This is a genomic window from Pseudomonas sp. GW822-FHT05A08, from assembly GCF_058800485.1.
Map to the genome: position 1 here is coordinate 1,189,600 of NZ_CM179511.1, position 20,896 is coordinate 1,210,495.

Below are 20,896 nucleotides of genomic sequence, written 5' to 3' on the forward strand. Positions count from 1 at the left end.
AAATGACTTCTATGTCGTCCTCGACCCGGTTGCCTTGCGGCAACCGGGTTCTTGATTTGGCCCATACGCATGTCATGGGCATTCTTAATGTAACTCCCGACTCCTTCTCCGATGGTGGCCGTTTCAGCCAGCTTGATGCTGCCTTGCGCCATGCCGAAGGTATGGTGCTGGCGGGCGCGACGCTCATCGATGTGGGGGGCGAGTCCACTCGTCCTGGTGCACGGGCAGTATCGCCGCTTGAAGAGCTTGAGCGGGTAGCACCTATCGTCGAACGCATCCATCGTGAACTGGATGTCATTATTTCGGTCGATACATCCACGCCTGCTGTCATGCGCGAAACTGCGCGTCTGGGTGCGGGGTTGATCAATGATGTCCGTTCGTTGCGGCGGGATGGTGCGCTGGATGCGGCGGCGGCCACAGGCTTACCGGTTTGCCTTATGCATATGCTCGGTGAACCAGGCGATATGCAGGACAATCCGCAGTATCGGGATGTAACCAAGGAGGTGGGTGAATTCCTGGCTGAGCGTATGGCTCAGTGCGCTGCAGTGGGTATTGGGCCGGAACGGATCATTCTGGATCCAGGTTTTGGTTTCGCGAAGACCCTGCAGCACAACTTGATCCTGTTCAAGCATATGGACGCCCTGCATGCCCTTGGTCGACCTCTGCTGGTCGGAGTTTCACGAAAGAGCATGATAGGTCAGGCATTGAACCGTCCTGTCGGAGAGCGCCTGTATGGCGGGCTGGCTCTTGCTGCTCTGGCAATGTCCAAAGGCGCAAAGATCCTGCGGGTCCATGATGTGGCCGAGACGCTGGATGTCGTGCGGATGATTACAGCTGTGGAATCAGCCGAATAAGAATGATGGAGCACTTATGAGCAAGAAATACTTTGGCACCGACGGCATTCGCGGTCGTGTGGGTGTGTACCCTATTACCCCTGATTTCATGCTCAAGCTGGGCTGGGCCGCGGGTATGGCTTTCCGCAGCATGGGCGCCTGCCGCGTGTTGGTGGGCAAAGACACGCGCATTTCCGGTTACATGTTCGAGTCCGCGCTTGAAGCGGGCCTGTCCGCTGCCGGTGCGGATGTGATGCTGCTGGGGCCGATGCCCACTCCTGCTATCGCCTACCTGACCCGCACTTTCCATGCCGAGGCGGGGATCGTGATCAGTGCGTCGCATAATCCTCACGATGACAACGGCATCAAGTTCTTCTCGGGTGAAGGCACCAAGCTCCCGGATGAAGTCGAGTTGATGATCGAAGAGTTGCTGGATGCGCCGATGACTGTGGTGGAGTCCAGCAAGCTGGGTAAGGTATCGCGCATCAATGACGCCTCGGGCCGTTACATTGAATTCTGTAAGAGCAGCGTTCCTTCCAGTACCAGCTTTGCGGGTCTGAAGATTGTTGTCGATTGTGCCCATGGTGCGACCTACAAGGTAGCGCCAAGTGTTTTCCGTGAGTTGGGCGCTGAAGTAGTGGTGCTCTCCGCACAGCCTAACGGTCTGAACATCAACGACAATTGCGGCTCGACCCACATGGGGCAGTTACAGGCTGCGGTATTGGCCGAGCACGCCGATCTGGGTATCGCCTTCGATGGCGATGGCGACCGGGTGTTGATGGTCGACCATACAGGCGCCATCGTCGACGGCGACGAACTTCTGTTCATCATTGCCCGAGACCTGCATGCGCGTAACAAACTGCAGGGCGGTGTGGTTGGTACCTTGATGAGCAATCTGGGTCTCGAGCTGGCCTTGGCTGATCTGGGTATTCCATTCGTGCGCGCCAATGTCGGTGACCGTTATGTCATTGCCGAGCTGCTTGAGCGTCAATGGCTGGTAGGCGGTGAAAACTCCGGCCATATCGTGTGCTTCCAGCACACCACTACGGGTGATGCGATCATTGCCGCCCTGCAGGTGCTGATGGCACTGAAGCGGCGTGATGAAGGCTTGGCACAGTCGCGTCAGGCGCTGCGCAAATGTCCGCAGATTCTGGTCAATGTCCGTTTTGGCGGTGGTGCCAATCCTGTCGAGCATCCGGCTGTGAAAGAGGCCTGCGCGCGCGTCACTACCGCGATGGCTGGGCGTGGGCGGGTGTTACTGCGCAAGTCGGGCACCGAGCCTTTGGTTCGCGTCATGGTCGAGGGCGATGATGAAGCCCAGGTCCGTGGCTATGCTGACGAACTGGCAAAACTGGTTGCGGAAGTTTCTGCCTGATTTCGGCTTGCCAGTGTTGATGCGGTTGGGTAACATCTGCGCCCACTTTGACCGACGAGGTACAGCATGCGTCGCCCTATGGTAGCTGGTAACTGGAAAATGCACGGTACCCGCGCCAGCGTCGCTGAGCTGATCAATGGCCTGCGTCATCTGGCCTTGCCTAGCGGTGTTGATGTCGCGGTATTCCCGCCTTGCTTGTATATCAATCAAGTGATTGATGGCTTGAAAGGCAAGTCGATTTCGGTCGGCGCGCAGAATTCTGCGGTGGAGCCCATGCAAGGTGCGCTGACAGGAGAGATTGCTCCGAGTCAGCTGGTGGATGCAGGTTGTTCCCTGGTGTTGGTTGGGCATTCCGAGCGTCGCCTGATGATGGGTGAGCGTGACGGTACGCTGAATCGCAAATTCGCAGCAGCACAGGCTTGTGGCTTGAAGCCGGTCTTGTGTGTAGGGGAAACCCTCGAGCAGCGCGAGGCTGGGAAGACTCTTGAAGTTGTCGGGCGTCAGCTGGGTAGCATCATCGAAGAGTTGGGTGTTGGCGCGTTTGCCAATGCCGTTATCGCTTACGAGCCGGTCTGGGCCATTGGTACCGGGCTGACTGCTTCGCCGCAACAGGCCCAGGATGTGCACGCAGCCATTCGGGCGCAGTTGGCGGCAGAGAATTCTGAAGTGGCACGAGGTGTGCGGCTTCTATACGGCGGCAGCGTGAAGGCGGCCAATGCGGTCGAACTGTTCGGCATGCCGGATATCGATGGGGGGCTCATTGGTGGAGCTTCCCTGAATGCAGATGAGTTCGGTGCGATTTGTCGCGCCGCGGGAAACTGAAAAAATGCTGGAAACAGTCGTAGTCGTTTTTCATCTGCTGGGTGCGCTGGGCGTAGTAGCTCTGGTATTGCTGCAGCAGGGTAAAGGTGCGGACGCTGGCGCGTCTTTCGGGGCAGGTGCTTCAAATACTGTGTTCGGAAGCCAAGGTTCCTCTACCTTTCTTAGTAAGTTTACTGCTATACTTGCCGCAGGTTTTTTCATAACCAGCTTAGGGTTAGGTTACTTTGCTAAAGAGAAAGCTCATGAGCTGACTCAAGTAGGTTTGCCAGATCCAGCGGTGCTTGAAGCGCCAAAGCAAAAACCGGCTTCTGATGATGTTCCGGTGCTCCAAGAGCAAAAGTCGGCAACCAATGCGACTGACGTACCTCCAGCTCAAGAGCAGAAGTAAGAAGAGTTTCACGCAGTAACGTAGTCTATGCCGAGGTGGTGGAATTGGTAGACACGCAACCTTGAGGTGGTTGTGCCCATAGGGTGTAGGGGTTCGAGTCCCCTTCTCGGTACCAATTATCAGGAGAGCCCGCTGTTGCGGGCTTTCTTGTAGGTGGAAGGTTACATTGACCCAAAAAGGGATCGGTCGTATACTTCCGCCCCAGCTTTGTCGCGGGGTGGAGCAGTCTGGTAGCTCGTCGGGCTCATAACCCGAAGGTCGTCGGTTCAAATCCGGCCCCCGCAACCAGTTTTAGCGGAGCCCCTTTTCAGGGGCTTTTTGTTAGCTGGACACTTTATAACGCCGCTATTCAACGGCGTTTCCGGGATGGGCGCTTCGCCCATTTTTTATTTGCACAAGCATGCACGAGGGGGTTCAGGTGTCGAGCAAGCTAGAACAGTTGCAGGCCTTGTTGGCCCCGGTGGTCGTGGCCCTTGGCTATGAATGCTGGGGTGTCGAGTTTTCGGCTCAAGGTCGCCACTCACTGTTGCGCGTTTATATCGATAAAGAAGGCGGTGTGCTGGTGGACGACTGTGCCATCGTCAGCCGTCAGATCAGCGGCGTTCTGGATGTCGAAGATCCGATCTCCGTTGAATACACCCTTGAAGTTTCCTCTCCTGGCATGGAACGCCCGCTGTTCACCCTTGAACAGTTTGCCAAGTATGTCGGTGAACAAGTGAAGATCAAGCTGCGCTCGCCTTTTGAAGGCCGGCGTAATTTTCAGGGCCTTCTCCGCGGGGTGGAGGAGCAGGACGTCGTGGTGCAGGTGGAAGACCACGAGTTCCTGTTGCCGATCGACATGATCGACAAGGCCCACATAATTCCCAGTTTTGACTGAGACGCGGATCCCGCGGATCCAATGGCTTGCGAAAGGCGAGGCGTACGATGAGCAAAGAAGTACTGCTGGTTGTTGAGTCGGTATCCAATGAAAAGGGTGTACCGGCAAGCGTAATTTTTGAAGCGCTGGAGCTGGCTCTGGCCACTGCTACCAAAAAGCGTTTCGAGGACGAAGTCGATCTGCGTGTGGAAATCAATCGCCACACCGGTGCTTACGAGACTTTCCGTCGCTGGACGGTAGTCGAGGAAGCCGATCTGGACGATCCGGCTGTGGAAACCTGGCCGAGCAAGGTCCAGGAAACCCATCCGGGCGCGAAAGTCGGTGATGTCGTCGAGGAAAAGATCGAGTCGATCGAATTCGGCCGCATTGCTGCGCAGACCGCCAAACAGGTCATCGTGCAGAAAGTCCGCGAAGCCGAACGTGCTCAAGTCGTTGACGCTTACCGCGAGCGCTTGGGTGAAATCATCTCCGGCACCGTGAAAAAAGTGACCCGCGACAACGTGATCGTCGACCTGGGTAACAATGCTGAAGCGCTGTTGGCCCGTGAAGACATCATTTCCCGCGAGACTTTCCGTGTTGGCGTGCGTCTTCGTGCGCTGCTCAAGGAAATCCGCACCGAGAACCGCGGCCCGCAGCTGATCCTGTCGCGCACCGCGCCGGAAATGCTGATCGAGCTGTTCCGTATCGAAGTGCCGGAAATCGCTGAAGGCCTGATCGAAGTCATGGCTGCCTCCCGTGATCCGGGTTCGCGCGCCAAGATTGCGGTCCGTTCCAAAGACAAGCGCATTGACCCTCAGGGCGCGTGCATTGGCATGCGCGGTTCGCGCGTCCAGGCCGTTTCCGGTGAGTTGGGCGGTGAGCGAGTGGATATCGTCCTGTGGGACGACAACCCGGCGCAGTTCGTGATCAACGCCATGTCGCCGGCTGAAGTCGCGGCAATTATCGTCGACGAAGATGCCCATGCCATGGACATCGCCGTTGGCGCAGACAATCTGGCTCAGGCCATCGGTCGCGGTGGTCAGAACGTGCGTCTGGCCAGCCAGTTGACTGGCTGGACCCTGAACGTGATGACCGAATCGGACATCCAGGCTAAGCAGCAAGCTGAAACCGGCGACATCCTGCGCAACTTCATCGACGAGCTGGAAGTCGACGAAGAGCTGGCACAGGTGCTGGTTGATGAAGGCTTCACCAGCCTGGAAGAGATTGCCTACGTACCGTTGGAAGAAATGCTCAACATCGACGGCTTTGACGAAGACATCGTCAACGAGCTTCGCGCTCGTGCCAAGGATCGCTTGTTGACTAAAGCCATCGCTACTGAGGAAAAGCTGGCAGACGCCCATCCGGCCGAAGACCTGCTCTCGCTTGAGGGTATGGACAAGGATTTGGCGATGGAACTGGCGGTGCGCGGCGTAATTACCCGCGAAGACCTGGCCGAGCAGTCTATTGACGACCTGCTCGACATCGACGGCATTGACGATGATCGTGCCGGCAAGTTGATCATGGCCGCCCGAGCCCATTGGTTCGAGTAATAGGCGCGGCCTGAGGAGAGAAGTGCATGACGCAAGTCACGGTGAAACAACTGGCCGATGAGGTCAAAACACCGGTAGAGCGCCTGTTGCAGCAGATGCGTGAGGCAGGTCTGCCGCACACCGCCGCCGAGGAACATGTGACCGACAGTGAGAAGCAATCGTTGCTGACTCACTTGAAGAGCAGCCACAAGGCGAAAGTGGAAGAACCGCGCAAGATCACGTTGCAGCGTAAAACCACCAGCACCCTGCGTGTGGCCGGCAGCAAAAGCATCAGCGTTGAAGTACGCAAGAAGAAGGTCTTCGTACAGCGCAGCCCGGAAGAAATCGAAGCCGAGCGCCAGCGTGAACTGGAAGAGCGTCGCGCAGTAGAAAATGCTGCACGTCAGAAGGCTGAAGAAGAAGCCAAGCGTCGCGCCGAAGAAGAAGCGCGTCGCCAGCCTGCTGCTGCGCAACCTGCTGCCGTTGAAGCGGTTGCCGCACCTGCGGTGGTTGCCGAGCCGATTGTTGAAGATGTCCCTGTTGTCGCTCCAGCGCCGGTCGCTGAAGTGCGCAAGAAGGACGAGCAGCGTCGCCCGGACAAGAGCCGTAACGACGACAATCGTCGTGGTGGCGATGGCGAGCGTAAAAACGCTCCGCATCGTGCTTCCGTCAAGGAAAAGGCTCCGGCTCCACGCGTTGCCCCACGTACCACCGACGAAGAAAGCGATGGCTTCCGTCGTGGTGGTCGCGGCAAGGCCAAGCTGAAGAAACGCAACGCTCACGGTTTCCAGAGCCCAACCGGCCCGGTCGTGCGTGAAGTGAAGATCGGCGAAACCATCACTGTTGGCGATCTCGCCCAGCAGATGTCGGTCAAGGCTGCCGAAATCATCAAGTTCATGTTCAAGCTGGGCACCCCGGCCACCATCAACCAGGTACTGGACCAGGAAACTGCCCAGCTGGTTGCTGAAGAACTGGGCCACAAAGTGACCTTGATCAGCGACACCGCCCTGGAAGATTCCCTGGCCGAGTCCCTGAAGTTCGAAGGTGAAGCGGTTCCTCGTGCACCAGTAGTGACCGTAATGGGTCACGTTGACCACGGTAAGACCTCGCTGCTCGACTACATCCGTCGTGCCAAGGTAGCGGCTGGCGAAGCCGGCGGCATCACTCAGCACATCGGTGCGTACCACGTTGAAACCGAACGCGGCATGGTCACCTTCCTCGATACCCCGGGTCACGCCGCGTTTACCGCCATGCGTGCTCGTGGTGCCAAGGCGACCGACATCGTGATCCTGGTGGTTGCAGCGGACGACGGCGTGATGCCGCAGACCGTTGAAGCCGTTCAGCACGCTCAGGCGGCTGGCGTACCTCTGGTGGTCGCGGTGAACAAGATCGACAAGCCGGGTGCCGACCTCGATCGCATCCGTAGCGAACTGTCGGTTCACGGCGTGACTTCCGAAGACTGGGGTGGCGATACTCCATTCGTTCCGGTTTCCGCGAAGATGGGTACCGGTGTCGACGAATTGCTCGAAGCCGTACTGCTGCAGGCCGAAGTGCTCGAACTGACCGCCACTCCTTCGGCTCCTGGCCGAGGTGTCGTGGTTGAATCGCGTCTCGACAAGGGCCGTGGCCCGGTCGCGACCGTACTGGTTCAGGACGGTACCCTGCGTCAAGGCGACATGGTGCTGGTCGGCTCGAACTATGGCCGCGTGCGCGCCATGCTCGACGAGAACGGCAAGCCGATCAAGGAAGCAGGTCCGGCCATCCCGGTCGAGATCCTCGGCCTGGACGGTACCCCGGACGCTGGCGATGAGATGAGCGTGGTTGCCGACGAGAAGAAAGCCCGTGAAGTGGCTCTGTTCCGTCAAGGCAAGTTCCGCGAAGTCAAACTGGCTCGCGCTCACGCTGGCAAGCTGGAAAACATCTTCGAAAGCATGGGCCAGGAAGAGAAGAAGACGCTCAACATCGTCCTCAAATCCGACGTCCGTGGTTCGCTGGAAGCCCTGCAAGGCGCTCTGAACGGCCTGGGTAACGACGAAGTGCAAGTGCGCGTAGTCGGCGGCGGCGTCGGTGGTATCACCGAAAGCGACGCCAACCTGGCCCTGGCTTCCAACGCTGTACTGTTCGGCTTCAACGTGCGTGCCGATGCCGGCGCTCGCAAGATCGTCGAGCAGGAAGGTCTGGATATGCGTTATTACAACGTGATCTACGACATCATCGAAGACGTCAAGAAAGCCCTGACCGGTATGCTGGGCAGCGACGTTCGGGAGAACATCCTGGGTGTTGCCGAGGTTCGTGACGTGTTCCGTTCGCCGAAGTTCGGCGCGATCGCCGGTTGCATGGTGATCGAGGGTGTCGTTCACCGTAACCGTCCAATCCGTGTACTGCGTGAAGACATCGTTATCTTCGAAGGCGAGCTGGAATCCCTGCGCCGCTTCAAGGATGACGCTTCCGAAGTGCGTGCCGGCATGGAATGCGGTATCGGCGTGAAGAGCTACAACGACGTCAAAGTCGGCGACAAGATCGAAGTCTTCGAGAAGGTTCAGGTTGCTCGCAGCCTCTAACTCGCGCACTTCAAGAGCCATGATGGCCAGTTGCATGCAAATGCACGGCGCATCGTCCGGACTCTAAACGCAACGCCCGGTCTGGCTTCTGTCAGGCCGGGCGTTTGCCGCTTTCAGACCTTGCGGGTTTCACCGTGAGGCAGCAACAGGTAACAAGACATGGCAAAAGAATACAGCCGCACCCAACGTATCGGCGACCAGATGCAGCGTGAGCTCGCTCAGCTGATCCGTCGTGAAGTCAAAGATCCGCGCGTCGGCCTGGTCACCATCACCGCCGTTGAAGTCAGCCGTGATGTCGGTCACGCCAAGATCTTCATCACCGTGATGGGCCAGGACAACGCTGACGATATCGCTCAGAGCATCAAGGTGCTCAATTCGGCCGCCGGCTTCCTGCGTATGCAGCTGGCTCGCGAGATGAAGTTGCGCAGCGTTCCACAGCTGCACTTCCACTACGACGAAAGCGTCGTGCGGGGTGCGCATCTGTCGGCCCTGATCGAGCGCGCCGTGGCCGAAGACAGCCAGCACGCCGCTACACCCGAAGACGCCAAGGAGTAAGCGGTGGCTCAGGTCAAGCGTATCCGTCGTAACGTCAGCGGTATCATCCTGCTCGACAAGCCGCTGGGGTTCACCTCCAACGCGGCGCTGCAGAAAGTCCGCTGGTTGCTCAACGCCGAGAAGGCCGGGCATACCGGCAGCCTCGATCCCCTGGCCACCGGCGTGTTGCCGTTGTGCTTTGGCGAGGCGACCAAGTTCTCGCAATACCTGCTCGATTCCGACAAGGGTTACGAAACCCTGATGCAGTTGGGCAAGACCACCACCACGGCCGATGCCGAGGGTGAAGTCCTGCAGACTCGCGAAGTGACCGTTGGTCGCGCCGATATTGAAGCGGTGCTGCCGGAATTTCGTGGGCAAATCAGCCAGATACCGCCGATGTACTCAGCCCTCAAGCGTGATGGCCAGCCACTTTACAAGCTGGCCCGTGCCGGCGAAGTGGTGGAGCGCGAAGCGCGTTCTGTTACTATTGCGCGCTTGGAATTACTGGCCTTTGAAGGCGATACTGCGCGGCTAGCGGTGGACTGCAGCAAAGGCACCTATATCCGCACCCTGGTGGAGGATATCGGTGAGAAGCTGGGGTGTGGTGCATACGTCGCGGAACTGCGTCGCACCCAGGCCGGCCCTTTCAGTCTGGCCCAGACCGTCACGCTGGAAGAGCTTGAAGCGGTACATGCCGAAGGCGGCAACGAAGCGGTGGATCGCTTCCTGATGCCATCGGACAGCGGCCTGCTGGATTGGCCGCTGCTGCAGTTCTCCGAGCACAGCGCGTTCTACTGGCTCAACGGCCAGCCGGTACGGGCTCCCGATGCACCGAAGTTCGGCATGGTGCGGGTACAGGATCACAACGGTCGCTTTATCGGTATCGGTGAAGTGAGCGAAGACGGGCGCATCGCGCCGCGTCGACTGATTCGGTCGGAATGACCGGAACCAGCCTGTGTAACCGCAGGCTGGAGAGGGTGGCTGTTAACAGGCACGGTCACAGCTCATTTATAGATACGGGGATTTGTCCCTGGCCTGTTGGTGGCGTTTCTCGAAACGCTGCCTTTTGAGAGGAAAGCCAAATGGCACTCAGCGTTGAAGAAAAAGCTCAAATCGTAACCGACTACCAGCAAGCTGTTGGTGACACTGGTTCGCCAGAAGTGCAAGTTGCACTGCTGACCGCCAACATCAACAAACTGCAAGGTCACTTCAAGGCCAACGGTAAAGACCACCACTCCCGTCGTGGTCTGATCCGCATGGTTAACCAGCGTCGTAAGCTGCTGGACTACCTGAAAGGCAAAGACCTGAGCCGTTACAGCGCTCTGATCGGTCGCCTGGGTCTGCGTCGCTAATCAGCGATTGCGCTAGAGGTTGGTTGTTTGCCGTGCGTCAGTGGGTTTCCCGCAGGCGCATGGCAGGCTCCCAGCCTCAAGTTTTATCTGGACCGTAGTTTTACCTGGACAATCAGGCCGGGCCGATTCCCGGAGTTGCCCAAGAATTTCGCAAGAAACCAGTTCCCCCAAGAGCCACAAAGAAGGTAGGACACCGTGAACCCGGTAATCAAAAAATTCCAGTTCGGTCAGTCGACCGTTACCCTCGAGACTGGCCGTATCGCCCGTCAGGCCTCCGGCGCAGTATTGGTCACCGTTGACGACGACGTCAGCGTATTGGTGACCGTGGTTGGCGCCAAACAAGCCGATCCAGGCAAGGGTTTCTTCCCTCTGTCTGTTCACTACCAGGAAAAGACTTACGCTGCCGGTAAGATCCCTGGCGGTTTCTTCAAGCGTGAAGGCCGTCCTTCCGAGAAAGAAACCCTGACCTCGCGTCTGATCGACCGCCCGATCCGCCCTCTGTTCCCAGAAGGCTTCATGAACGAAGTGCAGGTTGTCTGCACCGTGGTTTCCACCAGCAAGAAGACCGATCCGGACATCGCTGCGATGATCGGTACCTCGGCCGCGCTGGCGATTTCCGGCATTCCTTTCGATGGTCCGATCGGTGCTGCCCGCGTTGCTTTCCATGAAAGCACCGGCTACCTGCTGAACCCGACTTACGAGCAGCTTCAGGCATCTAGTCTGGACATGGTCGTAGCCGGTACCGAAGAAGCGGTACTGATGGTTGAATCGGAAGCCAAAGAGCTGACCGAAGACCAGATGCTGGGCGCCGTACTGTTCGCCCACGACGAATTCCAGGCCGTTATCCAGGCCGTCAAAGAGCTGGCTGCCGAAGCCGCCAAGCCAACCTGGGACTGGGCTCCGGCTCCAGAAGCCACCGACCTGCTGGGCGCTATCCGCTCCGAGTTCGGCGAAGCGATCTCCCAGGCTTACACCATCACCGTCAAGGCCGACCGTTATGCACGCCTGGGCGAGCTGAAAGACCAGGTCGTCGCCAAGCTGTCCGGCGAAGAAGGCCAGCCTTCCGCCGGCGACGTCAAAGCCGCTTTCGGTGAAATCGAATACCGCACCGTTCGCGAAAACATCGTCAACGGCAAGCCACGTATCGACGGCCGCGACACCCGCACCGTACGTCCGCTGAACATCGAAGTCGGCGTTCTGCCGAAGACCCACGGTTCGGCCCTGTTCACCCGTGGCGAGACTCAGGCCCTGGTCGTCGCGACCCTGGGTACTGCCCGTGACGCACAGCTGCTGGACACCCTGGAAGGCGAGAAAAAAGACCCCTTCATGCTGCACTACAACTTCCCTCCGTTCTCGGTGGGCGAGTGCGGTCGCATGGGTGGCGCTGGTCGTCGTGAAATCGGTCACGGCCGTCTGGCCCGTCGTTCGGTTCAGGCCATGCTGCCAGCCGCCGACGTGTTCCCTTACACCATCCGCGTAGTATCGGAAATCACCGAGTCCAACGGTTCCAGCTCCATGGCTTCCGTGTGTGGTGCTTCCCTGGCACTGATGGACGCTGGCGTGCCGATGAAGGCACCGGTTGCCGGTATCGCCATGGGCCTGGTCAAGGAAGGCGAGAAATTCGCCGTCCTGACCGACATCCTGGGTGACGAAGACCACCTGGGTGACATGGACTTCAAGGTAGCCGGTACCGCCAAAGGCGTCACCGCGCTGCAGATGGACATCAAGATCAAGGGCATCACCGAAGAAATCATGGAGATCGCCCTGGGCCAGGCCCTGGAAGCTCGCCTGAACATCCTCGGCCAGATGAACCAGATCATTGGCCAGTCGCGTACCGAACTGTCGGCCAACGCTCCGACCATGATCGCGATGAAGATCGACACCGACAAAATCCGTGATGTCATCGGTAAAGGCGGCGCGACCATCCGTGCGATCTGCGAAGAGACCAAGGCTTCGATCGACATCGAAGACGACGGCTCGATCAAGATCTTCGGCGAAACCAAGGAAGCCGCAGAAGCTGCGCGTCAGCGCGTTCTGGGTATCACCGCGGAAGCCGAGATCGGCAAGATCTACGTTGGCAAGGTTGAGCGCATCGTCGACTTCGGCGCATTCGTCAACATCCTGCCTGGCAAGGACGGTCTGGTTCACATCTCCATGTTGAGCGATGCTCGCGTCGAGAAAGTGACCGACATCCTGAAAGAAGGTCAGGAAGTGGAAGTGCTGGTGCTGGACGTGGACAACCGCGGCCGTATCAAGCTGTCCATCAAAGACGTGGCAGCAGCCAAGGCTTCGGGCGTTTAAGACCCCTGACGCTGTAAGCTGAACAAGCAGACGCCCCGACTGGTTCGGGGCGTTTTGCTATGTGCCGTTTGTGCCTTGCTCCCTGTCGGGCGGGTGACATGGCAAAACCCCGGTCCCGGTGCTAGGTTTAGCCCAGCGCCCGTGTAGCTCAGCCGGTAGAGCAGCGCACTCGTAACGCGAAGGTCGCAGGTTCGATTCCTGTCTCGGGCACCAGTCAGCCGTTTCAAACAATCCATGAATGCCTGTCAGATACCTACAAAGCCCGCCCAGTGCGGGCTTTGTCGTTTCTGGTGTTCGTGATGTGTGCCCGGGCGATTGATGGATGTCCCGGCTCCGCCAGGAAACCTGCTCAAGCCTTGCCAAGGGCCCCGGCCAGCCAGTCGCAGAAGCTGCGGGTGAGGGCATCGCCTTCGCTGTCGCGGTGCACCAGCCAGCTCCAGTTCGGGCCGCGTACGGTCTGCTCCGCCAGCGCCACCAGCAGCCCCTGATCCCGGGCGCGGCCGGCCAGCAGCTGGCTGACCAGGGCTATCCCCAAACCTTGGCTGGCGGCGTCCAGCAACAGGCCGGGGTCGGAGAAGTTCAGCCCCTGGCTGTGCTGGCCGACGTCGATGCCGCCCTGGACCTGCCAATGGCTCCAGTCCATCTCGCGCTCGCCGTGCAGGGTGGTGCGCGCGTCCGCTGCCTGTTCCAGCAAGGAGGGATGGCAGGCCGGGTACAGGCGGTCTTCCAGCAACACGCGAAAGCTGCATTCGGCCTGGGCGCTGAGGTCGTCGCGCACGGCGATGTCGATGGTCTGGGTGGCCATGTCGGGTGTTTCGTCGGTGGTCAGCAGCCACAGGTCAACCTGCGGATGAAGCCGATGAAAGTCCGCCAGGCGCGGCACCAGCCAGTGGCGGGCAAAGGCCGGGGTGGTGTTGACCACCAGTTGATTGGGTTTGCGGTACTGGTCCAGGCGACGGATGCCCACGGCCAGTTGTTGCAACAGCGACTGGGTGGTGCTGAGCAGGTCGAAGCCGGCATCGGTCAAGGCCACGCTGCGGCCGTTGCGGAAGAACAGCGGCTGTTCGAGGAAACTTTCCAGGCTGCGAATCTGCTGGCTGATGGCCGACTGGGTGAGGTGCAGCTCTTCGGCGGCCTTGTGGAAGCTGCCTAGGCGGGCGGCGGCTTCGAAGCCGCGCAGGGCATTCAGGGGTGGCCAGTGTTTAAGCATGATTGATAAGACCAGCTAATCAGAATTCGACAAAATCTATCGTTTGTTCGGTCGTTTTTACAGGCCTAGCATACAAGTCATGGCCGCGGTCGCGGTTTTCAGTGATAACAAAATCTTAACTGAAGGTACTTGTATGCAATTCAACGATGCGCAGAACGGCTGGTTCATGCCCGCCGAATGGGTACAGCACGCCGCCACCTGGATGGCTTTTCCCCATAACCAGGCCCTGTGGGGAAACAGCTGGGGCGTGACCCTGGCCGAGGTGCAGGTCGACTTTGCCCGTGTGGCTAACGCTATCGCCCGTTTCGAACCGGTGAAGATGGTGGTTGACCCCTGTGCAGTGGCGCGAGCCCGTGAGTTGTGTGGAGCGAATATCGAGCTGGTCGAGCTGGCGATCAACGACAGCTGGTGCCGCGACTCCGGCCCGAGTTTCGTCTGCCATCCGCGCCTGGGCACGGCCGGAGTCAACTGGCGCTTCAACGCCTGGGGCGGCAAGTCGGCTTGCGACCTGGACCAAAGCCTGGCGCGGCGGATCCTCGACAGCCTCGGCCTGCAATGCTTCGACACATCGCTGACCAACGAAGGCGGCGCCATCCATGTGGACGGGCAGGGCACCCTGATCACCACCGAATCGGTACTGCTCAACGGCAACCGCAACCCCGGCATGAGCAAGGCCGAAATGGAGGAGATCTTCGCGCGCCTGCTGGGCGTGAAGAAAACCATCTGGCTGCCCGGCGATCCCGACTACGTGACCGGCGACATGACCGACGGCCACGTCGACGGCGTCTGCGCCTTCGCCCGACCCGGTGTGCTGCTGGTGGACGCGACCCGGGATTCATCTTCGGTGTACGCCGAGGTCGTGCGCGAGAACCGCCGCGCCCTGGAACTGGCCACCGATGCCCAGGGACGCCGCTTCGAAATGCTCGAACTCTTCGAAGCCAGCGATGCCGTGGACCAGGAGGCCGAGGTGTTCTGCGCTTCCTACACCAATTTCTACATCGCCAATGGCGCGATCATCATGCCGGCCTACGGTATCGCAGCCGATGACGAGGCCGCGGCGACCCTGCGCCTGGCTTTCCCCGGGCGTGAGGTGGTGCCGGTGCGGATCAACCAGCTGGCCCACGGCGGCGGTGGTGTGCACTGCATCACCCAGCAGCAACCGGCCTGGCCGCTGAAGGGGTAATGCCATGACTCATCTGACCGTCGCCACCACCCAGTTCGCCTGCAGCTGGAATCTGGAGGACAACCTCGACCAGGCCGAGCAACTGGTGCGGGAAGCCGCCGCCAAGGGCGCGCAATTGATCCTCCTGCAGGAGCTGTTCGCCACCCCGTACTTCTGCATCGAGCAGGACCACAAGCACCTGGCCCTGGCGCAGGAATATGGCAAAAGCGCCGTACTCCGGCGCTTCGCCGACCTCGCCCGGGAACTGGGTGTGGTGCTGCCGCTGAGCTGGTTCGAGCGTGCCGGCAATGCCTTCTTCAATTCGCTGGCGGTGGCCGATGCCGACGGCCGCCTGCTTGGCGTCTACCGCAAGACCCACATCCCCAACGCCATCGGCTACCAGGAGAAGGAGTACTTCAGCCCCGGCGATACCGGCTTCCGCGTCTGGGATACCGCTTTCGGCCGCATAGGCGTGGGCATCTGCTGGGACCAGTGGTTCCCCGAGACCGCCCGCTGCCTGGCCTTGATGGGCGCGCAGGTGCTGCTCTATCCCACGGCCATCGGCTCCGAGCCGGGCGCCGCCGGGCTGGACTCGCGCGACCACTGGCAACTGACCCAGCGTGGCCACGCGGCCGCCAACATCCTGCCGGTGATAGCGGCCAACCGTGTCGGGCAAGAGGCGGCAACCACCGATCCGCAGTTGCGGATGAGTTTCTACGGCTCGTCCTTCATCACTGATCACAAGGGCAAGCTGCTGGCCGAGGCTGACCGTGACACTACGGGCGTGCTGGTACAGCGGCTGGATCTTGCCGCCATGGCCGAGGAACGCCTGAGCTGGGGCATCTACCGGGATCGCCGCCCGGAAATGTACGGCCCGCTGCTGGGCCTGGACGGTTGCCGAACCCATGAACACTGGTCGCGCCAGGGAGCCTGAAGATGAATCTCATCAAGAAACTGTCGGTGCTTGCCTTGGGCCTTGGCCTGGGTTGTTCGCAGTTCAGCGTCCAGGCCGAGGACAAGGTCCTGCGCCTGTACAACTGGGCGGACTACTTCGCCCCGCAGACCCTGGCTGCCTTCACTCACGAGACCGGTATCCAGGTCATCTACGACGTGATGGACAGCAGCGAGACGCTGGAAGCCAAAATGATGTCCGGCCACAGTGGTTATGACCTGATCTTCCCCGGCGACACCGTGGCCGAACGCCTGATGCGCGCCAGTGCCCTGCAGAAGCTCGATCAGGGCAAGCTCGAGCACCTGGATGACATCGAGCCCGGCTTGCGCACGTTGCAGGCCCTGTATCCACATTCGCGGAATGCCACCGTGCCCTACACCTGGGGCACCATCGGCCTGACCTGGAACCAGGCGATGATCGACAAGCGTCTGAATAATGCGCCAGTGAACAGCCTGGATATGATCTTCAAGCCCGAGGTCGCGGCGAAGTTCGCCGATTGCGGCATCTCCATGATCGACTCGCCCGACGAAGTGCTGGCCGTGGTGCTCAACTACCTGGGCCACGACCCGCGCAGCAGCAAGCCGGACGAACTGGCCGAGGCGGTGGCGTTGCTCAAGGGCATCAAGCCGTACATCCGCAAGTTCCAGTCGCAGCCGGTGACCCAGCTGGTCAATGGCGACATCTGCCTGTCCCTCGGCTACAGCGGCGACATGACCCAGGCCCAGCGTACCGCCGACGAGGCCGGCAAGGGGGCGCGCTTCCAATACCGTATTCCGCGGGAGGGCACCACGGTGTGGATGGACACCATGGCCATCCCGGCCGATGCCCGCCACCCGGAATACGCCTATGCGCTGATCAACTTCATCATGCGCCCGCAAAACATGGCGGCGATCAGCAACGCCACCGGCTATCCCACCTCCAGCGCCAAGGCCAGGCCGATGGTGGCGGCCGACATGCGCAATAATCCGGATATCTATGTGGACGCGGCCACCTATGGGCGGCTGATCCCCGGCAAGGACATTGCGCAGCGCGACATGCGGGCGCGAATGCGCGCCTGGACCACCTTCAAGACCAGCCTTCACGACTGAGGCCAGCAACCGCCAGAGCAGGGCGGGCACCCGGTAATCGGGTGGCCACGCCCTTCGAGATTCACTCAACAGAGAACACCTCATGCCTACACGCCGTGACTTCATCAAGCAGCTGATGGCGGCCAGCGGAGTCGGTGCCGCCGCCTCCCTTGGCCTCGGCTTTGGCGCCCCGCGCATTTTCGCCGCCTCGGCCGGCAACTGGTACATGCCCGACGAGCACGGCCCGCAGGAGCGGGTGATCCTGGCCTTCGGCGCGTCGTCCCGGGTCTGGGAGGACTGGGCGGGCGCGGTGAACGACACCATCGCCCTGCTGGCCAGGACCATCGCCAAGTATCAACCGGTGACCGTGCTGTGTCGCGCCAGCCAGCTGTCATTGGCCAAGAGCAAGTGTGGCACCAGCAATATCGACTTCCTGACCTTGTCGCTGGACGACGTCTGGGTGCGCGACTACGGCGGCTGCTTCGTGGTCGACGGCGCGGGCGGCCTGGGCCTGGTGGATTTCAACTTCAACGGCTGGGGCGACAAGCAGACCTCGGCCAACGACACCCGCGTGGCCGATACCCTGAGCGAGGAGATGGAGGCCGACTACGTTCGTAGCGCGCTGGTGGGCGAGGGCGGCGGCATCGAGGTGGACGGGCATGGCACCGCGATCATCACCGAGAGCTGCTGGATCAACGACAACCGCAACCCGGGGCTGGGCAAGGCGCAGATCGAAGCCGAGCTGAAGGCCAACCTCGGCCTGCGCAAGATCATCTGGTTGCCGGGTATCAAGGACAAGGACATCACCGATGCCCATGTCGATTTTTATGCGCGCTTCGTCAAGCCCGGCGTGGTCATCGCCAACCTGGACAATGACCCCGGGTCCTACGACTACGCCGTGACGCGCAGGCACCTGGAAATCCTCAATGCCGCCACCGACGCCGATGGCCGCAAGCTGGTGGTCCACACCCTGCCGCCGCCGACCAGGATGCGCAGCAACCTGTATACCCGCGACAACCCGGATTTCGCGCCGGGTTACATCAACTTCCTGCCGATCAACGGCGCGGTGATCGCTCCGCAGTTTGGTGACGCGGCGGCGGACCAGTACTGCAAGGACCTGCTGGCCAGGCTTTATCCGGGGCGGGTGGTGGAACAGGTCAATATCGACCCGATCGCCGCGGGTGGCGGCGGCATTCATTGCGTGAGCAAGCATCTGCCACGGGTGTGAGGTGGCTTTTGGGTGCGTAAGACCTAGGGAGCGGATCTGACTCGATTCTTCTATACAACAAAGCCCGCATCGAGCGGGCTTTGTCGTGTTTACTGGCTTTGAATCACTTCACCTTGCTTCTCAGGTCCTCGAGGCTGCGTTTGAGTTGGTCCAGGTTCTGGCCCTGATTGCTGACCTCGCTCTTGAGGCTGGACAGCTCGCTGGAACTCGAACTGGAGCTTGAGCTGCTGCCGCGCTTGAGGTCATCGATCTGACTTGCCAGCTTATCCAGGGTGCTGGCTTGAGTACTGACCGTGCTCTTGAGGCTGGTCAGTTCGCTGGAGTTCGAGCTGGAGCTTGAACTGCTGCCACGCTTGAGCTCCTCGATCTGCTTGCCGAGCTTGTCCAGTTCGTTGGCCTGGTCGCTGGTAACGCGCTTGAGGCTGTTCACTTCACTGGTGCTCGAACTGGAGCTTGTGCCGCTGTTGCGCTTGAACTCTTCAAGCTGGGTTTCCAGCTTTTTCAGCTGGTTGGCTTGCTCGCCGGTGGTTTTCTTGAGGTTGCTCACCTCACTGGCAGTGGAGCTGGAGCTGCTGCCGGTGTTGCGTTTGAACTCTTCGATCAGGCGCGCCTGGCTGTTGACGACGTCCTTGAGCTTTTCCAGTTCGGCGCTGCTGCTCTTGAGGCCGTCCTGCAGCTTTTGCAGGTCGTCCACGGTGAAGCCGCTGGGGCGGACGGTGTACTTGAGGTCTACTTCCTGGTGCAGGGCCGAGATCCTGTCCGAGTACGAGGCGCTGCTGGAGTTGAATTCGACGGCCTGGGCGGAGAGTGACAGGCTGCTGAGGATCAGGGTGGAGAGGCTGGTGGCGAGGAAGGCGGACGAACGCTGAGTGCGGCTGAACATCACTGGGTTTCCTTGTGAAGTGCCGATATGGCACATCGCTATGACTGCGTCCTTGCCTTCTTGTTCCAGGGGCAAGAAGGTGGCTCGGGGAGTGGAGTGTAACAACGTATTTTTCGTGAAAGTGCCTTGAGCGAACGGACAGGTTTTTTGTCGGTGCGCTGTAACGATTCGTATGCATCCGCAGACAAAGGCCCTATATTCGCAGCCTGTCTGAATGGTTTTCAGATGATCCCGAATGGTTCACGGCCAGATAAATCGGCTTTCACAGCGCTTTTTTGCGGCAAAGAGATCCCAACGATCCAGATCCATCTTCCATTCCCATGATCAGAGAGAACGAGATGATTCCTAAAGAAGCCAGAATTGACGTAGCCCTTGAAAAGTACCTGGCTGCCACGCCTTCCTTGCAGGAAGAAATCAGCGCCCTGAGCCCGCAGGAGCAGAAGCAGCAGGCCCAGTGGGCGTTCGAGGACGAAGCGGAGTCGCGCGGCATCGAGCCGTGGGAGCTTGTGCTGGAGTTGGTGGCCGAGTCGCCCGAGGAGCTCAAGGCCATGCGCCTGGAGGTCCATCAGGAGGTGGCCGAGGCCCTGGGCATGGACCTTCAGGACTACCTGGAACTCAACGAAATCGACGACTGATGCAAAAACGCCAGTCTTTCAGGGGCTGGCGTTTTTCTTTGGGGGTATCGCGCAGGCTTTTGAAAATCAGAGGCTCAAGCGCATCGACAGGTCGACCGCCTTCACATCCTTGGTCATCGCCCCGATCGAAATGTAGTCGACGCCGGTCTCGGCGATCGGGCGCAAGGTGCTTTCATTGATCCCGCCGCTGGCTTCCAGCTTGGCCTTGCCGGCATTCAGGCGAACCGCTTCACGCATGTCGTCCAGGCTCAGCTCGTCGAGCATGATGATGTCCGCGCCCGCCGCCAGGGCTTCCTTGAGTTCTTCCAGGCTTTCCACTTCGACTTCCACCGGCTTGCCCGGGGCGATCCTGTGGGCGGCGCTGATCGCCTGGGCGATACCGCCGCACGCGGCAATATGGTTTTCCTTGATCAGGAAGGCGTCGTACAGGCCGATGCGGTGGTTGTGGCAGCCACCGCAGGTCACCGCGTACTTCTGCGCCAGGCGCAGCCCCGGCAGGGTCTTGCGGGTATCCAGCAACTTGACCTGGGTATCGGCGACGAAGTCGGCGTAATACTGCGCGCGGGTGGCCACGCCGGACAGCAGCTGCAGGAAGTTCAGGGCGCAGCGTTCGCCGCTGAGCAGCGAACGGGCCGGACCTTCGAGGTGGAACAAGGCCTGGTTGGGGCTGACGCGCTCGCCGTCACGCACCTGCCAATGCACGGCGACCCGCGGATCGAGCTGGCGGAACACCGCGTCAACCCAGGCCGTGCCACTGACGATCGCCGCTTCGCGGGTAATGATGGTGGCTTTGGCCAGGCGTTCGGCCGGGATCAGTTGCGCGGTGATATCGCCGCTGCCGATGTCTTCCAGCAACGCACGGCGCACGTTGGCTTCGATTTCGGCGGTCAGGTCGGCGAGGCGTAGATTCGGCATAGCAGGCTCCACAAACAAAGTGGCCCGATTATAGGGCCATGGCGCAAGCGAACCCAAGGCGGCGCCCCTCCAGTACCTGCATTTGGTCGCCTGGCATGAGCCGTTTGCGAGAAAGGGCGGTCGCTATAGGAGCACTATTTCAAAGCCCGCGCAGAGTCTGCTGGCACAAGAAGGGGCTTTTGCCAGATAATCCGACTTCTAATTGACGTCATAGCTTTGACGTTTGCTTGGCTCCCCAATATTTGAAATGCAGCGGTGCGTATCGATGCCTGCTGGGACTCGACTGTGAGCGT

General features: G+C 60.1%; 19 protein-coding genes and 3 tRNA genes. 19 read left to right on the forward strand and 3 right to left on the reverse strand.

The window, feature by feature from the left end; translation table 11 throughout:
* Positions 1–2: 2 nt before the first annotated feature.
* The 14 genes from folP to AC3RCP_RS05370 all read left to right on the forward strand — a co-directional run bounded on the left by folP (position 3) and on the right by AC3RCP_RS05370 (position 12,764).
* Positions 3–854 carry a dihydropteroate synthase gene (gene folP / locus AC3RCP_RS05305; protein WP_492569196.1) on the forward strand — a complete coding sequence of 284 codons (852 nt, stop codon included), beginning with the start codon at positions 3–5 and terminating at the stop codon, positions 852–854.
* A 16-nt stretch (positions 855–870) separates the two neighbouring features.
* Positions 871–2,208: a phosphoglucosamine mutase gene (glmM, locus tag AC3RCP_RS05310; RefSeq protein ID WP_009046932.1), complete on the forward strand. Its 1,338-nt coding sequence runs from the start codon at positions 871–873 to the stop codon at positions 2,206–2,208.
* A 66-nt stretch (positions 2,209–2,274) separates the two neighbouring features.
* Positions 2,275–3,030: a triose-phosphate isomerase gene (gene tpiA, locus AC3RCP_RS05315; RefSeq protein WP_007920876.1), complete on the forward strand. Its 756-nt coding sequence runs from the start codon at positions 2,275–2,277 to the stop codon at positions 3,028–3,030.
* A gap of 4 nt (positions 3,031–3,034) precedes the next feature.
* Positions 3,035–3,418, forward strand: a complete 384-nt coding sequence (gene secG / locus AC3RCP_RS05320) for a preprotein translocase subunit SecG (RefSeq protein WP_009042126.1) — start codon at positions 3,035–3,037, stop codon at positions 3,416–3,418.
* Positions 3,419–3,447: 29 nt separating this feature from the next.
* Positions 3,448–3,533 (forward strand) — tRNA-Leu (locus AC3RCP_RS05325).
* 96 nt (positions 3,534–3,629) lie between these two features.
* A tRNA-Met gene (locus AC3RCP_RS05330) sits at positions 3,630–3,706 on the forward strand.
* Between the two features lie 130 nt (positions 3,707–3,836).
* A complete protein-coding gene (gene rimP, locus AC3RCP_RS05335) occupies positions 3,837–4,295 on the forward strand; it encodes a ribosome maturation factor RimP (protein WP_157832235.1) in 459 nt (152 codons plus the stop codon).
* A gap of 47 nt (positions 4,296–4,342) precedes the next feature.
* On the forward strand, positions 4,343–5,824 hold the full coding sequence (gene nusA, locus AC3RCP_RS05340; RefSeq protein ID WP_007920878.1) for a transcription termination factor NusA: 1,482 nt from the start codon (positions 4,343–4,345) through the stop codon (positions 5,822–5,824).
* A 26-nt stretch (positions 5,825–5,850) separates the two neighbouring features.
* Positions 5,851–8,364: a translation initiation factor IF-2 gene (infB, locus tag AC3RCP_RS05345; protein ID WP_007920879.1), complete on the forward strand. Its 2,514-nt coding sequence runs from the start codon at positions 5,851–5,853 to the stop codon at positions 8,362–8,364.
* A 159-nt stretch (positions 8,365–8,523) separates the two neighbouring features.
* Entirely contained in the window at positions 8,524–8,919 is a 396-nt protein-coding gene (gene rbfA / locus AC3RCP_RS05350; protein WP_007920881.1) for a 30S ribosome-binding factor RbfA, read from the forward strand.
* Between the two features lie 3 nt (positions 8,920–8,922).
* A complete protein-coding gene (truB, locus tag AC3RCP_RS05355; RefSeq protein ID WP_007920884.1) occupies positions 8,923–9,840 on the forward strand; it encodes a tRNA pseudouridine(55) synthase TruB in 918 nt (305 codons plus the stop codon).
* A gap of 140 nt (positions 9,841–9,980) precedes the next feature.
* Positions 9,981–10,250: a 30S ribosomal protein S15 gene (gene rpsO, locus AC3RCP_RS05360; RefSeq protein WP_009042128.1), complete on the forward strand. Its 270-nt coding sequence runs from the start codon at positions 9,981–9,983 to the stop codon at positions 10,248–10,250.
* Between the two features lie 195 nt (positions 10,251–10,445).
* Positions 10,446–12,551, forward strand: coding sequence for a polyribonucleotide nucleotidyltransferase (gene pnp, locus AC3RCP_RS05365; RefSeq protein ID WP_007920885.1), 2,106 nt, complete (start codon positions 10,446–10,448; stop codon positions 12,549–12,551).
* Between the two features lie 137 nt (positions 12,552–12,688).
* Positions 12,689–12,764, forward strand: a tRNA-Thr gene (locus AC3RCP_RS05370).
* Between the two features lie 136 nt (positions 12,765–12,900).
* Here AC3RCP_RS05370 and AC3RCP_RS05375 read toward each other — a convergent pair.
* Complete coding sequence (locus tag AC3RCP_RS05375) at positions 12,901–13,761, reverse strand: LysR substrate-binding domain-containing protein (RefSeq protein WP_492569200.1); 861 nt, start codon at positions 13,759–13,761, stop codon at positions 12,901–12,903.
* Between the two features lie 133 nt (positions 13,762–13,894).
* On the opposite strand from AC3RCP_RS05375, the gene AC3RCP_RS05380 reads away from it, so the two are divergent.
* From AC3RCP_RS05380 to AC3RCP_RS05395, 4 genes are all read left to right on the forward strand, one after another.
* On the forward strand, positions 13,895–14,944 hold the full coding sequence (locus AC3RCP_RS05380; protein WP_492569202.1) for an agmatine deiminase family protein: 1,050 nt from the start codon (positions 13,895–13,897) through the stop codon (positions 14,942–14,944).
* Between the two features lie 4 nt (positions 14,945–14,948).
* Positions 14,949–15,857: an N-carbamoylputrescine amidase gene (gene aguB / locus AC3RCP_RS05385; protein ID WP_492569204.1), complete on the forward strand. Its 909-nt coding sequence runs from the start codon at positions 14,949–14,951 to the stop codon at positions 15,855–15,857.
* Positions 15,858–15,859: 2 nt separating this feature from the next.
* A complete protein-coding gene (locus AC3RCP_RS05390; protein WP_101336815.1) occupies positions 15,860–16,963 on the forward strand; it encodes an extracellular solute-binding protein in 1,104 nt (367 codons plus the stop codon).
* A gap of 82 nt (positions 16,964–17,045) precedes the next feature.
* A complete protein-coding gene (locus AC3RCP_RS05395) occupies positions 17,046–18,170 on the forward strand; it encodes an agmatine deiminase family protein (RefSeq protein ID WP_007922263.1) in 1,125 nt (374 codons plus the stop codon).
* 103 nt (positions 18,171–18,273) lie between these two features.
* On the opposite strand, the gene AC3RCP_RS05400 is transcribed toward AC3RCP_RS05395, so the two are convergent.
* A complete protein-coding gene (locus tag AC3RCP_RS05400; protein WP_492569206.1) occupies positions 18,274–19,053 on the reverse strand; it encodes a hypothetical protein in 780 nt (259 codons plus the stop codon).
* 338 nt (positions 19,054–19,391) lie between these two features.
* Here AC3RCP_RS05400 and AC3RCP_RS05405 point away from each other — a divergent pair, with 338 nt between their 5' ends.
* Positions 19,392–19,688 carry a DUF6388 family protein gene (locus AC3RCP_RS05405; RefSeq protein ID WP_007922267.1) on the forward strand — a complete coding sequence of 99 codons (297 nt, stop codon included), beginning with the start codon at positions 19,392–19,394 and terminating at the stop codon, positions 19,686–19,688.
* A 66-nt stretch (positions 19,689–19,754) separates the two neighbouring features.
* Here AC3RCP_RS05405 and nadC read toward each other — a convergent pair whose 3' ends face one another.
* Entirely contained in the window at positions 19,755–20,603 is an 849-nt protein-coding gene (gene nadC, locus AC3RCP_RS05410) for a carboxylating nicotinate-nucleotide diphosphorylase (RefSeq protein WP_007922269.1), read from the reverse strand.
* Positions 20,604–20,896 lie beyond the last annotated feature (293 nt).